General features: G+C 65.0%; 16 protein-coding genes and 3 pseudogenes. 6 read left to right on the top strand and 13 right to left on the bottom strand.

The genetic code is table 11. The features are described 5' to 3' along the window. Positions 1-843: 843 nt before the first annotated feature. The 3 genes from AC1D1G_RS31050 to AC1D1G_RS31040 all read right to left on the bottom strand — a co-directional run bounded on the left by AC1D1G_RS31050 (position 844) and on the right by AC1D1G_RS31040 (position 2,453). On the bottom strand, positions 844-1,233 hold the full coding sequence (locus AC1D1G_RS31050; protein ID WP_477955042.1) for a J domain-containing protein: 390 nt from the start codon (positions 1,231-1,233) through the stop codon (positions 844-846). Positions 1,234-1,638: 405 nt separating this feature from the next. Continuing rightward, positions 1,639-1,962, bottom strand: coding sequence for a hypothetical protein (locus AC1D1G_RS31045; RefSeq protein WP_477955041.1), 324 nt, complete (start codon positions 1,960-1,962; stop codon positions 1,639-1,641). A 68-nt stretch (positions 1,963-2,030) separates the two neighbouring features. After that, a complete protein-coding gene (locus AC1D1G_RS31040) occupies positions 2,031-2,453 on the bottom strand; it encodes an Hsp20/alpha crystallin family protein (RefSeq protein WP_477955040.1) in 423 nt (140 codons plus the stop codon). Positions 2,454-2,580: 127 nt separating this feature from the next. On the opposite strand from AC1D1G_RS31040, the gene AC1D1G_RS31035 reads away from it, so the two are divergent. After that, on the top strand, positions 2,581-3,102 hold the full coding sequence (locus AC1D1G_RS31035) for a MerR family transcriptional regulator (RefSeq protein ID WP_477955038.1): 522 nt from the start codon (positions 2,581-2,583) through the stop codon (positions 3,100-3,102). A gap of 154 nt (positions 3,103-3,256) precedes the next feature. Here the strand turns inward: AC1D1G_RS31035 and AC1D1G_RS31030 are convergent, their stop codons facing one another. Both AC1D1G_RS31030 and AC1D1G_RS31025 read right to left on the bottom strand, forming a co-directional pair. Further along, positions 3,257-3,583, bottom strand: a complete 327-nt coding sequence (locus tag AC1D1G_RS31030) for a hypothetical protein (RefSeq protein ID WP_317567408.1) — start codon at positions 3,581-3,583, stop codon at positions 3,257-3,259. 88 nt (positions 3,584-3,671) lie between these two features. Beyond that, positions 3,672-3,866 carry a hypothetical protein gene (locus tag AC1D1G_RS31025; protein ID WP_283331766.1) on the bottom strand — a complete coding sequence of 65 codons (195 nt, stop codon included), beginning with the start codon at positions 3,864-3,866 and terminating at the stop codon, positions 3,672-3,674. 352 nt (positions 3,867-4,218) lie between these two features. On the opposite strand from AC1D1G_RS31025, the pseudogene AC1D1G_RS31020 reads away from it, so the two are divergent. Next, a pseudogene (locus tag AC1D1G_RS31020) lies at positions 4,219-4,306 on the top strand (Hsp70 family protein); the annotation flags it as partial. 214 nt (positions 4,307-4,520) lie between these two features. Further along, positions 4,521-4,934 carry a DUF6292 family protein gene (locus AC1D1G_RS31015; RefSeq protein WP_477955036.1) on the top strand — a complete coding sequence of 138 codons (414 nt, stop codon included), beginning with the start codon at positions 4,521-4,523 and terminating at the stop codon, positions 4,932-4,934. Between the two features lie 55 nt (positions 4,935-4,989). On the opposite strand, the gene AC1D1G_RS31010 is transcribed toward AC1D1G_RS31015, so the two are convergent. The 3 genes from AC1D1G_RS31010 to AC1D1G_RS31000 all read right to left on the bottom strand — a co-directional run bounded on the left by AC1D1G_RS31010 (position 4,990) and on the right by AC1D1G_RS31000 (position 6,238). Further along, positions 4,990-5,262 carry an ANTAR domain-containing protein gene (locus tag AC1D1G_RS31010; RefSeq protein WP_477955043.1) on the bottom strand — a complete coding sequence of 91 codons (273 nt, stop codon included), beginning with the start codon at positions 5,260-5,262 and terminating at the stop codon, positions 4,990-4,992. Positions 5,263-5,283: 21 nt separating this feature from the next. Continuing rightward, the gene (locus AC1D1G_RS31005; RefSeq protein ID WP_477955035.1) at positions 5,284-5,778 is read right to left on the bottom strand and encodes a GAF domain-containing protein; all 495 of its coding nucleotides are present in this window, start codon (positions 5,776-5,778) and stop codon (positions 5,284-5,286) included. A 130-nt stretch (positions 5,779-5,908) separates the two neighbouring features. Next, positions 5,909-6,238 (bottom strand): helix-turn-helix domain-containing protein, encoded by a 330-nt coding sequence (locus AC1D1G_RS31000; protein ID WP_477955034.1) that lies wholly within the window; start codon positions 6,236-6,238, stop codon positions 5,909-5,911. Positions 6,239-6,619: 381 nt separating this feature from the next. On the opposite strand from AC1D1G_RS31000, the gene AC1D1G_RS30995 reads away from it, so the two are divergent. Further along, on the top strand, positions 6,620-6,973 hold the full coding sequence (locus AC1D1G_RS30995) for a hypothetical protein (RefSeq protein ID WP_477955032.1): 354 nt from the start codon (positions 6,620-6,622) through the stop codon (positions 6,971-6,973). 103 nt (positions 6,974-7,076) lie between these two features. Here the strand turns inward: AC1D1G_RS30995 and AC1D1G_RS30990 are convergent. Next, positions 7,077-7,890 (bottom strand): annotated as a pseudogene (locus tag AC1D1G_RS30990) (SDR family NAD(P)-dependent oxidoreductase). 135 nt (positions 7,891-8,025) lie between these two features. On the opposite strand from AC1D1G_RS30990, the gene AC1D1G_RS30985 reads away from it, so the two are divergent. Beyond that, positions 8,026-9,120 (top strand): NADP-dependent oxidoreductase, encoded by a 1,095-nt coding sequence (locus AC1D1G_RS30985; RefSeq protein ID WP_477955031.1) that lies wholly within the window; start codon positions 8,026-8,028, stop codon positions 9,118-9,120. A gap of 391 nt (positions 9,121-9,511) precedes the next feature. Here AC1D1G_RS30985 and AC1D1G_RS30980 read toward each other — a convergent pair whose 3' ends face one another. Next, on the bottom strand, positions 9,512-9,877 hold the full coding sequence (locus AC1D1G_RS30980; RefSeq protein WP_477955029.1) for a hypothetical protein: 366 nt from the start codon (positions 9,875-9,877) through the stop codon (positions 9,512-9,514). A 114-nt stretch (positions 9,878-9,991) separates the two neighbouring features. Continuing rightward, positions 9,992-10,117: pseudogene (locus tag AC1D1G_RS30975) on the bottom strand (CocE/NonD family hydrolase C-terminal non-catalytic domain-containing protein); the annotation flags it as partial. A gap of 54 nt (positions 10,118-10,171) precedes the next feature. Here AC1D1G_RS30975 and AC1D1G_RS30970 point away from each other — a divergent pair. After that, positions 10,172-11,263, top strand: coding sequence for an IS630 family transposase (locus AC1D1G_RS30970; protein ID WP_477955028.1), 1,092 nt, complete (start codon positions 10,172-10,174; stop codon positions 11,261-11,263). Here the strand turns inward: AC1D1G_RS30970 and AC1D1G_RS30965 are convergent. Together AC1D1G_RS30965 and AC1D1G_RS30960 are read right to left on the bottom strand one after the other, a co-directional pair. Further along, positions 11,252-12,670, bottom strand: coding sequence for a CocE/NonD family hydrolase (locus AC1D1G_RS30965; protein ID WP_477955027.1), 1,419 nt, complete (start codon positions 12,668-12,670; stop codon positions 11,252-11,254). The genes AC1D1G_RS30970 and AC1D1G_RS30965 overlap by 12 nt on opposite strands. Next, positions 12,670-13,536, bottom strand: a complete 867-nt coding sequence (locus tag AC1D1G_RS30960) for an ATP-grasp domain-containing protein (protein ID WP_477955026.1) — start codon at positions 13,534-13,536, stop codon at positions 12,670-12,672. Before AC1D1G_RS30960 ends, AC1D1G_RS30965 begins: the two co-directional genes overlap by 1 nt. Positions 13,537-13,579 lie beyond the last annotated feature (43 nt).

The raw sequence follows: 13,579 nt of genomic DNA, 5'->3' as shown, positions 1-13,579 counted from the left end.
AGGCCGGGTAGTCCTCGTCGTCGAACTTCCCGGCAGGGTCACGGTCGGGCGAATCTTCCTGAATGGGGGTGACACCTTTCAACGGACAGGGCCCCCGGCGCCGTGAGGCACCGGGGGCCGGAGCGGGATTCACTTCCTTGTTTACTGCACTTCTTCCGGCCGTCGGGCTCTTCGTGCCGCCCGGCAGCCGCCGGATGTGCCGGGGCCTTACACACTCACATCAACCCTCACCCAGCACATCCTGGTCTAGCGGTACTTCTCTGCGGGCAGTTCATCCTCTCCCGCACCTCGTGAACTCTTTCCTTGCGACAAGAGGAACTCTACAACGGCGACATCGCAATGTCTACAGTCTTCACTACAGATATTCGGAGATGCAAGGTTTCATGTCGACGGGCCACCTCTCCACCCGCGGGGGCGGAGCGGCGACCGCGCACGTTCACTCACGAACGTACCGGGAGTGAGAAAACTGGGTTCTGGTTGATCTCCGCGCACCGGCCGCCGTGGACTGGCCGCCCTTTCGTACTGGCCGAGGATTCGCTCGACGGCGATGTCGCCGGCACAATTCTCTTCGCCTTCCGCTCGAGACGGTCGAACGGACGCCCGTCGCGAAGGCACCACCGGGGTGGCCGGCGCGGTTTGTCCCGCCGCGCCGCCACCGGGTCCAAACCACCGCCCTCCGCATCCCGCGGGACTCGGTCGAGCCACCAAACATGCTGCGAGAATCGCTGATTCATACCGGCCGCTCGGGCGGTTCGGGCTGCAATTCGGGAGAAAATGTGCTCCACCGGGAAAGGTGTATCCAGTCTGGCGTTCGACCGGGCCTCAGCCGGATAAGTGCACCTGTCAGTGGTGCCATCGCACCGGACTCACCCACAACCCGGCCGCGGGTGGGCGCCGCGGCGGGGTACCGCGCACGACGACCGGGATGTGGACCGGGGTGGCAGGCTGGGTCGGAGCCCGCGGCGATCGGGGAGGCCGGACACCGGGTTCGGCCGCTGCGCGGTCGGTGACTGCCCGGTCGTGGGCGGCGCGGTGTGCGGGGTCGCGCAGCAGAGCGTAGGCGGAAAGGATGCGCTGGAGGCGTTCGTCCGCCGCCGGGTCGGGGGTTTGGTGGTGGGTGCGGGTGTCGGGGTGGTGTTCACGCAGCAACCGCCGGAAGGCACTGGCGATGTCAGCCTGGGACGCCGACGAGGAAAGGCCCAGCACCCGATATGGATCCCGCGCGGTGGCCATCACCTCACCCCTTTCGTGTGATGCGCAGGAGAAAGGTGGTTCCGGGCGTTCGGGGTGCCGGAACCACCAGGACGGGGCGGGCCCGAACCGCAGGAAGGTCCGCCCGCGCTTTTCCTGATTCTCCAGATGTCTGGGGCGGGCACTCCCCGCCCGGAACGGCCGACGAAGACCCCGTCCGCCACTGATGGCCGTGCGCCCCGGTCCATCCGACACAACCACCACGGATTGTTGTCGGGTACGCGGTCGGCGCCGTCGTGTGGTCTTTTCGTTGATCGGCGGCACCGGGCGGCGTGCCCGGGGTTCGGCGCGCCGCGCGCGAAGGATTGACAGGTGAAGGAGGCGGCAGCGGTCGAACCCCGTGAGCTGGTGCACTCGTCTGATTCATCACCCCTTTTCCGAATTGCATCACATACGAAACATACTCTTGCGGAGGGCCTTTCCGGGTGTCGGTGGCGAACGCTGTGTGGCCTGGATCTCCGGGACCGGAGGAGCCGACACCGTCCACCCCATCGAAGCGGGAGGGGATGGCCGCGGCGGACCGGCCGGCGTAGTCGCCAACCGAGCGAGCAGGACCACGGCCTGCGGCGTCAGCGCGTCGGCGAGGATGTGATCCGAATCGGCCTCGAGCACTGCGTAGTCGAGCTCGTGCCACGGCCACACCACTTGGCGTTCGCTGCGCTCCGGAATTACGGTGGCGTTCAACTCGGTGACCATGTTCGCCAATGTCATCGACAATTCACCCCCTCCCGAGCTTGTCACCTCGGTCGAGCGTCGACGGTCTCCCTGTCGACCGTGCCTCAGGCGTTGACCGCCTTCTTCTCCGAATGCCCACTACTGATTTCGATCTTGCGGGGCTTGGCCTTCTCGGCGACCGGAATCGTCAACCGCAGCACCCCGGCGTCGTAATTCGCCTCGATCTTGTCCGCATCGAGGTTCTCCCCCAGGAACAACTGCCGGCTGAACACCCCGCGCGGACGCTCGGCTACAACCATCTCTCGGTTCTCGTCGAGCGCGGACCGTTCGGCGCGCACCGTCAGAGTATTCTTGTCGACGTCCAGATCCAGCGAGTCGGCATTGACACCGGGTAGATCGAACTCCACCACAAACCGGTCCTGTTCGCGCCAGGCGTCCATCGGCATCACCGCCGGACGGGCCGCGGTGCCGAGGAACTGCTGCGTCAGACGGTCGAGGTCGCGGAACGGATCCGTACGCATCAACATCGTGTCCACCTCCTGAAACCCTCTTCATTCCACCAGGTAAACTCCAGCAGATGCTGTAGGTTTGGTATAGCATCTGTCGTAGACCATGACAAGAGGTTGTGCGAGAAAATTCCCGATCGGAGCAAAAGTGCCCGAAAAATCCGAGCGGTACGACTCCGAATCACCGTCGCTGCGCGGTGTTTACGGCATTTCGGTAGCCGCAGAGCTGTCCGGGTTCGGGGTCGCGGCGCTGCGCCTGTACGAGGACTACGGGCTGATCACCCCGGGCCGCACCGACGGCGGCACCCGCCGCTACAGCGACTACGACCTGGCCCGGCTTCGGCGCATCGCCGAACTCATCGAGGCCGGCGTCAACCTCGTCGGTATCGGCCGGGTTCTCGACCTCGAGCACCGCACGGACGAACTCGAACGCCACAACCGCCGCCTGCAAGCCGACAACGCGCAACTGCGCGCCGAGCAGGATCCCGTGACCAGTACAGACCACACTGGTGCCTCCCGTGCCCCCGAGGTCGACGCTGACGAGGACCGGTCCGCGAGTGATGCGGCGCAGCCCGGAAGGCCCCGACGGCGGTCAGCCTCCGGGCAGAATCCCCGCCTGCGGGCCGGCCCCACCCGCACCCACCGCGCCGACGAACGCGAACACCACTAACGCACCCGGCACACCGTTTCGGCACCGGCGTGCCGGGACACTCGTCAACGCGGGCATGACCGGTTACGGGCGGCGAGTCTGCTCGCTCACCGTATGTGTGCCGCAGCAGGCGATGTGCGCCGGAGATTGCTGTGACAGCTGTCGCGCCACCACCTCAGCTCCGTTCGGTCCCGGGCCGAGATAGTGACTGTGCCAGGTGCTCATCTCTCGCCGAACCGGCACCGGTCCGTGCGCGGGGCACCAGTTCGCACCAGGCGCTGGTTCCGCCGCGAATATGGGGGTGCGGATAGCACAGGGCCAGGCCCTGCTCGTCGAAGGCGGTGAACCACTCGTTCCAGGACAGGTGCTCGAGTCCGGATGTGACACCGAGGAAGTCGATCCGCAGAGCACCCGTCGCATCGCGTGCCGGTGCGCCGTGATGGGCCTGAATCCACCGGCGGATCTCGTCGTGTGCGGTGGTGATGCGGGGTGAAGTTGTCATCGTCATCGACCTCCTCGCTGCTGGGGATCGCATCCGATCGCGGGGATGGCGGGTGCCGGTCCGCCCGCGGTTCCGCTCCGCGGCCGTCTCAGGTGTCCTCGCGGCGGGCGAAGCACTCGGTGGCCGGGGTGAAACCGGGTTGGGCGAGCATGTCGATGTCGGCGCAGCCGGCCTCGCCGAACACCAGCGAGTCGGTATGCCAGACCAGGCTGACGTTCTCGCAGCCGTGCTCGAGGATCAGGTATTCGTAGTTCTTCAGCGCCACCAGTGTTTCATCTGTCATCGTCACCACCCCCGACCATATGTGCGGGCGTCCACCGCCCGCGCCTGTCCGAGCGATTACATTCTGCCACAAACCTCGTGCATCTGGGAGAGAAAATCTCGCCCTCGGCGGTGCGAGGCGGGGAGTGGCTGCCTGGGCGGCTACCGCAATGCCGGCCTTGGGTTGACCCCACCCACGCGTTGCGCGGGGCGGTAGCCAGCACCGTCGTAGGTCCTTCTGCGGCAGGAGAAAACATCCTGCAATTGCGGCATATTTTCTTGACGCTGGTTGTTGTACGGAGAGAAAATTGAACTGTCAACGGGAGGGTTTCGGCGGTGCGCCGAGGGTGCGCCCGGGGTGTAAGGAGGGAGTTGTGGCACGGGCGGTCGGGATCGATCTCGGCACCACGAACTCGGTGGTGTGCGTGCTGGAGGGGCGGCGACCCGGTGGTGGTCGCCTCCTGACTGTGACCATCCCAAGCGCGACAGCGCAAAGCCGCGGTTGCGGATTTTGCCGGTCGCACCGGCAGATCGAATCCCCCACATTTGACCGGTCCGACACACCCATCCACACCGGCGGGATCGCCCCGCTCTTTGCGCGCTGACCAGGCCCAATGGAGCATCATCGACATCACCACGGTGGTCGGGTGTTCCGCGAAAGAGAAAGAGTTCTTCGATGAAGCATCGCGCCGGCGCCGCCGACCCCTCGGACATCAGTGCGTACGTGGTCGCGGTCGCGGTCGCACTGAACACCGAAACGATGCGCCGATGGGACACGGTCACGTTCGACGCACTGGTGGTGCTACCGAAGCAGTTCCGGTACTACAGCGGACGCCGCATCCTGGTCGCTTGGAATCACCATTTCGGTTGGTCATTGGGCATCGAGGGCCAGCGCATCGACCGCATCCTGATCATCACCGGACTCGGAGTCGGGTCACACCCTCAGCCCGAGCGTATCGGCGACCGAACGGACGAACTCATCGCCGACCTGCTGCACCTTGAATGCCGAACCCCGGAGGCCTTTCCGGTCCCCACGCTCGTCCACTGGATCGGTGAGGATGCCGCCGCTCCCGAACCGCGGGAGCGGTAACGATCGAACCGGCGAGGCCGGAACAGGCCTGCCTGGTTGATCTCCCACCCGGGATCTACACGGAATCCCCCGCTGCTTCACCGCCCGGTTCGCGCTTCGACAGGCGATCAGTGGTGCAGTCCTGCATGAACTTGCGGGCAACTTGGTTGAGTTTGGTGTTCGTGCGCTGGGAAATCTGCTTGAGATGCCGAAACGCCTGATCGCTGGTGAACCCGTGAACGGCCATCAGCACACCCTTGGCTTGATCGATCTCCGCCCGCGAGACCAACGCAGTCGCGAGTTGTTCGGCGTGCGTGCTGGCATGCTGCCAACCCCGCGCATTGCCGATCGCGGCCGACGCTGCGGTAGTCTACAACCGCAGCAATCGCTCGTCGAACGGGTCGAATGCCTCGACACGGTAGCTGTAGACGTTGAACGCTCCCACTACATCGCCGGGATCTCGATCATCGAGCAGAACCGGTACCGACAGACACGCCCGAATTCCGGCGTTCTCTGCGGCGATGGTGAATTCGGGAAACCGGTCGCGATCTGCGCCCGCCACTCGGACCGGACGCAATGACGTCGCGGCCTGCAGGCCCGGGCCCCGCCCAGCGGCGTACTGGCATTCGTCGAGGGCGATTACTGCGTCGTCGGTCGAGGCAACGGTGCGCGGAACCCCGTCTTCGAGTTGCGTGACGCTGACCGCATCCGCATCGGCAACCGCCACAAGGGCGGTTTTCGCGAGCCGACCCAGCACCGTCTCGAGATTCTGCGTCGCCGCCTCACCCCGCAGTGCTGCCACCCCCTCGATGACGACGTCCAATGCATTGGTCGCCGACATGTCACCAACTAGCTCGGCGGCCATCTCACATACCTCTTTCAGACGCCATCTCACATACCTCTTTCAGGCATTGTGCTCATGACTAACCAATTGAAAGCGCGGTAACGGCGCCCGCCGGTTGGCTGTACTCGAAATCCCTGATCCTGCATCGCCGTCAGGAACGGTCGTCGGCGGTCCGATCCCGCAGATCGCGCCGCGCGTCGGCGAGTTGTTCTTCGAGCGAGACGATGCGGCACGCGGCTTCCACGGCGGTGCCGTTACTGACCAGCTCGCGTACGCGGGAGACGAGGCGGAGTTGGTTCCGCGAATACCGGCGATGCCCACCCGGAGAACGTTGCGCCACCACCAAACCCATGTCGTCGAGACTGCGGAGAAAGGCGGCGGTGACACCGAGGGTGTCGACGGCGCGGCCCATGCTGAACGCCGGATAGTCGTCATTGTCGAGTTCGTTCCTCGATGTTTTACGGTCAGGGTTCTCGTCCACGAATACCTCRCTGCTTCTTCATGGTCGGGGCGGGACTGCGCCTGCGGTACCGGGGTCCCCCCCGCGTTCACCACGGTGTCAGCGGCCGCCGGTACCCCGACATTCGATGCACAGCTTTCAGGTCTCGTGAGTTACGCAACACCTGCCTCTCGACTCGAGACCCCGCGCCTACGGATGAACAGTCTCATTCGTCAGATGCGGGTTCCGGGTACGGAACCCGCATCTGGAAGAGTTCCGCTCCCGTCGGTGTCTTGTCGGGGCGGCCCCCGGAGGGGTCGTCTCCGCCGATCTGCGGTCAATATTATGCCGATGACTGGAGGCAGTCTACAGTCAGCACTACAGAAATTTCGTGCCGCTGCCATCGAAGCCCGAATCGCCGACGTGCCCGCGACCGACGACGACGCCGCGGTAGTGGCGACCCTGATCCAAGGTCTGTCGTCACCGCCCACCGCGCTCCTCCGGGGCTACACCCCCAGCCCAGTGGATACGCACGCGGCGTACTGGCGCGCCGCCCGCGACGGAATCGACGGGCACGGTATCGACCCGGTCTCCGGGCATCTGGTCCCCGCCACCGACCCGATCCTGCGCCTGCTCGACCACCTTCGCCCCGCCCTGGGTCGCACCAGCGACTACCACCGGGCGCACCAGGCCCACCAGCGGTCCTCGCCCGCGGCACCGGCGCCATCCAGCAACGCCGCACCTTGGAAACAGGCACCGCAGAACCGCTCGACATAACGGACCACCCTCGCCCACCAATCTGCACATCAGAGTTGGGTTATTTTGTTGCCCCGGAGCATATTCGACTGTCGGCGCTCACCGTGGCGGTGGTGCGGCCGAGCTACCGTCCCGATCCCGGTTTGGCGAGGACCTTGTGTGCGGCCGCCTCGACCGCGTCCGGCGTGGCGGCGCCGAGCGTAGCCATCACCTTCGACAGCACGGAACTGGCGACCACCTTCCGCTCGCCCCGCCACATCGCGTCGTACCCCTGCTTCGCGACCGCGGCGGGATCATCCTTCGGGCCCTGCCCCAGCGCCGTGTCGCCCAATCTCGCCCGCGCGAAGAAGTGGGTGTCCGTCGGCCCGGGCATCAGCGCGGTGATGGTGACGCTCCGGTGCCCGTCAGTTCGCTGTGCAACGCCTCGCTGAACGACTCCACGAAGGACTTCGAGGCGTTGTAGACCGCCTGGTAGGGGCCGGGCATCGTCGACGCCACCGACGAGGTGACGAGCACCTTGCCCGTGCCCCGTCGCGTCATGTCGTCGAAAACCAATTTGGCCAGGTGCACGGTGGAGCGGACGTCGAGGTGGACGACGGCGAGCGTGTCGGCGAGCGGGTATCGACGAATGAACCACCGCGTCCCACACCGGCATTGAGAACCGCCGCGGCCAGAGGCCTGCCGTCCTCCCCGACGGCCGCGTACACCGTGGTCACGCACTCCTCGGTCTTCAGGTCGGCGCGCACGGGAATGATCGTCGCTCCCGTGCAGGCGAGGTCAGCGACCGCGGAGTCGAGTGCGTCGGAGTCCGCCACCACGACGAGGTCGTACCCGTCCTGCACGAACAGCTTCGCCGGTTCCAGACCGATGCCGTGCGAAGCGCCGGTGACGAGGGCCAGTGGTCGCGGTGCCTGCGTGGTGTCCGGTTTTTCGGTCACGTCCCCTGCCTTTCGTCGGATTCCGGGTCGCGGACTCGAGTACCCCGACGGCCCACCCGTACACCCCGCCACCCTCTCGAGGAGTGTGCGGCTGCCGTAGCCCCCACGCCGTCGCTCGTCGCCCAAGAATTGGCGATGACCTTGCGCATCCAACTCGGTGGTCCCTGGGCCGTCGTGGCCGTGCGCACCCCGGACCACGAACGCACATTTCCGGCCTTCGCGATCGGCCTGCGGCCGCAGGGCTGGCGAGGCAGGATGGGAACGGATACGTGCCGCAACGTTGGGGAGGACACCAGGATGAGCAGGGCCTACGGCTACACCTCCTACGGCGGTCCCGAGACCGAGACCTGGTTCGACCGGCCGGAGCCGGCCCCGGGTCCCAGCGAGCTGGTGATCCGGGTCAAGGCCATCGGGGTCAATCCGATCGACTACAAGATCCGCAGCGGAGCGATGGCCGACCCGCAAGCCACCCCGGCCTTCCCCCTGGTTCTCGGTGTCGAAGCGTCGGGTGTCGTGGTGGCGGTCGGATCCGACGTCACCGGGTTCTCCGAGGGCGACGCGGTGATGGGCAGGTCCGCACCGGAGCACGGTAGCTACGCCGAGCACGCGGTGCTGCTCGCCGAGGCGACCGCGCACAAGCCCCCGCAGCTGAGTTTCTTGCAGGCGGCGGCGCTTCCGGTGGCTGGCGGGACCGCCTGGGAGGTGCTGGAGCGACTCGACATCGTCGAGGGCCAGACGCTGCTGATCAACGGCATCGGTGGCGGGGTCGGCGTGATCGGGGCACAGCTGGCGCGGGACCGTGGTGCCGCGGTCTTCGGTGTCGGGAGCGCGGCCAAGCGGCCGCTGGTGGAGAGCCTCGGAGCGACGCTGGTGCCGTACGACAGTGGCGACGTCGTCAAGCAGATGCGGGAACTGCTCCCCGGTGGTGTCGATGCCATCCTGGACCTTGTCGGCGGCGGACCCCTGCGGCAGGTCGCCATTTTGATCACCAACCCTGCCCGCATCGTCTCCATCGTCGATCCCGGTGTCGACGAACTCGGTGGCACCTTCCTGGTATCGGGCACCGCAGGGGTTCCCAGCATCGCCCGCCTGGTCGCCGAGGGCAAGGTCGACCCCAAGATCTTGCAGACCTACCCCTTCGATGAAGCGCCGCAAGCCCTGCGCGCGATGGAGTCCGGGCACGTGCTCGGTAAGATCGTGATCGACCTGGAACAGACCACGCGGGCGTGACCCGGCGAGGGACACATCCCGATTTCGCGGTGAAAGATTCTGATTGACAACAGCGTTGAGGTGGGCAGGTTCTGGTCGGACGTTCATGATGCCGATGACAAGGCGAGCAGCGGCATCCGACGCCAGGCTGCTGATCAGAGCCGGGACGCGGTCGATTGTGCTCCGTCGATGGGCCGGGCAGGCACTCCATGAGCGTGCATGTCGCAAGCGCGTTTCATGGCCGAGAATGCGCCGGATCCTGCTGTCGTGTGGAGGGTCACGAAGGGAACCCAGGAATTCGGATAACACACCGTTGGCCATCCGGGATCAGGTGGACGCGGACCAGGCCGATTACCGTTCCGGAGCATCATATTCAGAGTTTGCTGCCTTCTGAGATGACATGCCGCATTGCTCACACGAGGTCACGGGGTAYCGTGCGGTCCCATTCGTGGGTGGCGACGCACTGGCCGCCCTCATACGCGCGTAGCTCGGCTTGGATGCGGAAGTTTTCCGCGGTGGACGTCAGTACGGTGCGGGTGGTCGTCGACGCTTTCCAGTCTTCCCGCTCGAAGGTGACCGTCCACTCCGTTTCACCGCGAACCGACCCGAAGTCGTCACCAACCCAGCTGTAGCGCTCGTACGCCCGTCGCGCGACCTCGAGTCCGCTGTTGTCGAAACGGATGACGCCGAGGTCCTTGACGACCTCGAGAGCGGAGATATAGCGCACCAGGTCCCGTGAGACGGTCCAGTGCTCTTCACCGGGCACGAGTTGCGTCATCGGGATCRGTTGAGCCCCTTCCGGATCGTCGAACGGACGCAACGGCAATTCATCGCGATTGATGGTCGGGCGGAGGGGCAGGACGAGTCTGCTCGAGCCGGTGAATACCGACAGCCGCACCGGCTCCGGCGGCGGCCATACCAGTGGCCAGTAGGAAGTCGAGAGGGCAACCCGGAGGCGATGCCCTGCTGGCAGGGCCTGTGCCATGGCGTTGAGTTGCACACTGACCGTGTAATGGTCTCCAGGAACTAGTGTCCTGAGTCATAAATAAGCCATCGGTTGTTAAGATTGGTCATGGCAACTCGCGGTCCGCGACCGACGGACATTGTGCTGACCGAGACCGAACGCGCAGAACTCGAGGGGTGGTCGCGGCGACGCAAGACCGCTGCAGGTTTGGCGGTACGGTCGCGAATCATCCTCGCTGCTGCCGATGGTGGATCGAATACCGAAGTGGCGCAGAGGCTGGGGTTGAACCGAGGCACGGTGCGGCGGTGGCGCGACAGGTTCGTCGAGGACCGATGCGACGGGTTGCTCGACGAACCACGCCCCGGCCGTCCCCGGACGATCGACGACGACAAGATCAAGGATCTGATTACCTCGACCCTCGAAACGACACCGAAGAACGCCACACACTGGTCCACACGATCGATGGCAGAGCATCTCGATATCTCGCAATCGACGGTCTCGAGGGTGTGGCGCGCGTTCGGTTTGGCCCCACACAAACAGGACTCATGGAAACTGTCGAAGGATCCACTGTTCACGGAGAAGGTCCGTGACGTCGTCGGCCTGTACATGAACCCGCCCGAGCGGGCTCTGGTGCTCTGCGTCGACGAGAAGACTCAGATCCAAGCACTGGACCGGACCCAACCGATATTCCCGATGCTTCCCACCACCCCGCAACGCGCCAGTCACGACTACGTCCGCAACGGCACCTCGAGCCTGTACGCCGCTCTCGACATCGCCTCGGGGAAGGTGATCGGATCACTCCATTCACGCCACCGCGCACAAGAATTCATCGCATTTCTCCGCAAGATCGACGCTCAGGTTCCCGACGATCTCGATGTCCACCTCGTGATGGACAATGCATCGACCCACAAGACTCCCGCGGTCAAACGATGGCTCCTCGCGCACCCGCGCTTCGTCAGCCACTTCACACCGACCAGCTCATCATGGATGAACCTCGTCGAACGCTGGTTCGCCGAACTGACCACCAAGAAGCTCCAACGCTCCACACATACCTCGGTCCAACAGCTCAACAAAGACATCCGAGCATGGATCGAGACCTGGAACGACAACCCCAGACCTTACGTCTGGATCAAGACCGCCGACCAGATCCTCGACTCCATCGCACACTACTGCGCCAGAATTAAAGACTCAGGACACTAGCGGTTCGGGGTCCTCGTGGCTCTTTCGGTGGGTCAGGTTCAGTAGGCCGTAGCTGATGCGGGTTGCTCGGCCGTCGGGTGCGACGTCCGAGAGGCGCGCTGCAACCATCGCGACCTGCTTGCTCGCGGCGAGCTCGAGCTCGACTGTGGGAGAGCCGAGAATTTCGTAGCGGTCGGTGAACTCGTCGGTGTCGAAAACCAGTGAGCCACCGTCCTCCTCGCGCTGATCGTAGGGCAGGTCTGGAGGGGCGTTGTATGAGCACCATTTTCCGGCGAACTGGCCGACCGACAGTGGTGATTCGATCGCGAGTTCCTCGACCCCTACCTTCTCCCCTGGATTGCCCACACGGTTGCGTTCGAGGGGATGTTCGCTGCAGTGGATGTCGGGTGAGGGCCAGCTCGGCTCGCCCACCCAACGGCCGGGTCGATCCTCGTATGCGGTGAGTGGCGGAACGGTCTCCTGCATCCAGATCCGCAGCATCGGCTCGTCCATGACGTCGTTGGGGACATCCTTGAGCCAGTGATCCCACCAGCGAACCACTTCTTGGAGGAAACCGATCGCGGGACCCGGCTCTCCCAGATGCGGATACTTGTGCGACCAGGGTCCGATCAGCCCCTTGCGCGGTCCGTCGAGGTGGGCGAGCAGCCGGAACACGGAGTTGGTGTAGCCGTCGGCCCACCCACTGACCGCGAGGACCGGACAGGTCACCGCAGAATAGTCTTCACAAATCGAACCGTGCCGCCAGAAGTCGTCGCGCCGCTGGTGACGCAGCCAGTCCTCGATCCACAGCCCACTCCCGGTCAGCCGCTGGTGCCACATCTGCCGCCACCGGTCCCCCACCACGGCCGGGTCCGGTGGACACGAGTTGTACGCGAACATCGTCGACGCCCACGACAGGTTGTCCGAAAGGAGRCATCCGCCCATGTAGTGCACATCATCGGTGTAGCGGTCATCGGTGGAACTCACTGTCACGATCGCGTCGAGTTCGGGTGGGCGGCGGGCCGCCACCTGCAGCGCATTGAACCCACCCCAGGAGATGCCCATCATCCCGCACCGACCCGTGCACCACGGTTGCTCGGCAAGCCACGCCAGCACATCCTCGGCGTCGGTCAGTTCCTGTTCCAGATATTCACCGGTGAGAATCCCTTCCGAGTTCCCGCTGCCCCGCAAGTCCACCCGCACCCCGGCATAGCCGTGCCCGGCGAGGTAGGGATGGTGGATCGAGTCCCGCCGAGCCGTGAGGTCACCCTGTCGGTACGGAATCATCTCCAGGATCGCCGGAACCGGCGCCGTGTCGGACCGCTCGGGACGCCAGATGCGCGCGGCCAGCCGGACTCCGTCGCGCATCGGGATCCAGACGTGCCGGTCCTCACGGACGATGGACGGAAACACGGTCACCGTGCGCATCAGCCGACCGCCTCGAACTCGAAGGGCAACGCCGCTTCAACACGTGCGAATTTGCGGGTCAACGCCACCTCGTTGGACGCCCCGATGTAGACGCGGCCTAATTCGAAGCTGTAACTGTCCTGCCCGCGCAGGTCCGACAGCCGGTCCCCCGCATGGACGGCAATATCGATCAAGGTCCCGGGCACCACTGCCTCGATCGCGTCGATTTCGTCCCGGCGTGGACTTCGACGGACGATGCCGTCGGTGTAGCGACGAAGAAAGAACTTGCCCGCTACTGCGAAAGAACCTTTGCCACTCGGGTGTTCGGGGTCTCTGTCGAGCGCCAGCCGCAACGCCACTTGATGGTTGGCGGCCCCGTCCACGTCCTCGAACAGCGTCGCATGCGACTGTGAGTGCCGCGGATTGATCTCCAGCAACATGACCGTGTCTGTGACTGTGTCCCAGAAGAACTCGACGTTGAACGTCATCCGCTCGAGTCCGATAGCCTCGACGACACGGCGCGTGATATGCGCCAGACGGATGCAGACGGAATCGGGTAGCGACGAAGGGTACTGATAGCGAAGGAAACTCGGGCAGGTGGCTGCCCGCACCGAGTCGACCACCCCGTAGACGACGACTTCGCCACGGTAGCGGAACCCCTCCACCGTCACCTGCCGCCCCGCCGCAGCCTCTTCTGCCACGCAGAAGCTGCCACCGACACCGGCGATCTCGGGTGGGAGCTCGACCCGGGCAAGGAGCGCATCGAACGGGTCACCGACCCAGCCGATCCCTTCGCGGATCTTGCCCAACGCCTGACGGAACTCGTCGACGTTGGTGACCCTAAAGGCCAGTAGGGAGGAAAAGGACTTCACCGGCTTGATCCACATCGGAAGAGGAAAAGGACTTCACCGGCTTGATGCACATCGGAAG

The sequence above is a fragment of the Rhodococcus sp. P3_B8 genome (assembly GCF_056402775.1).
This window is presented reverse-complemented; position numbering and strand designations above follow the sequence as displayed.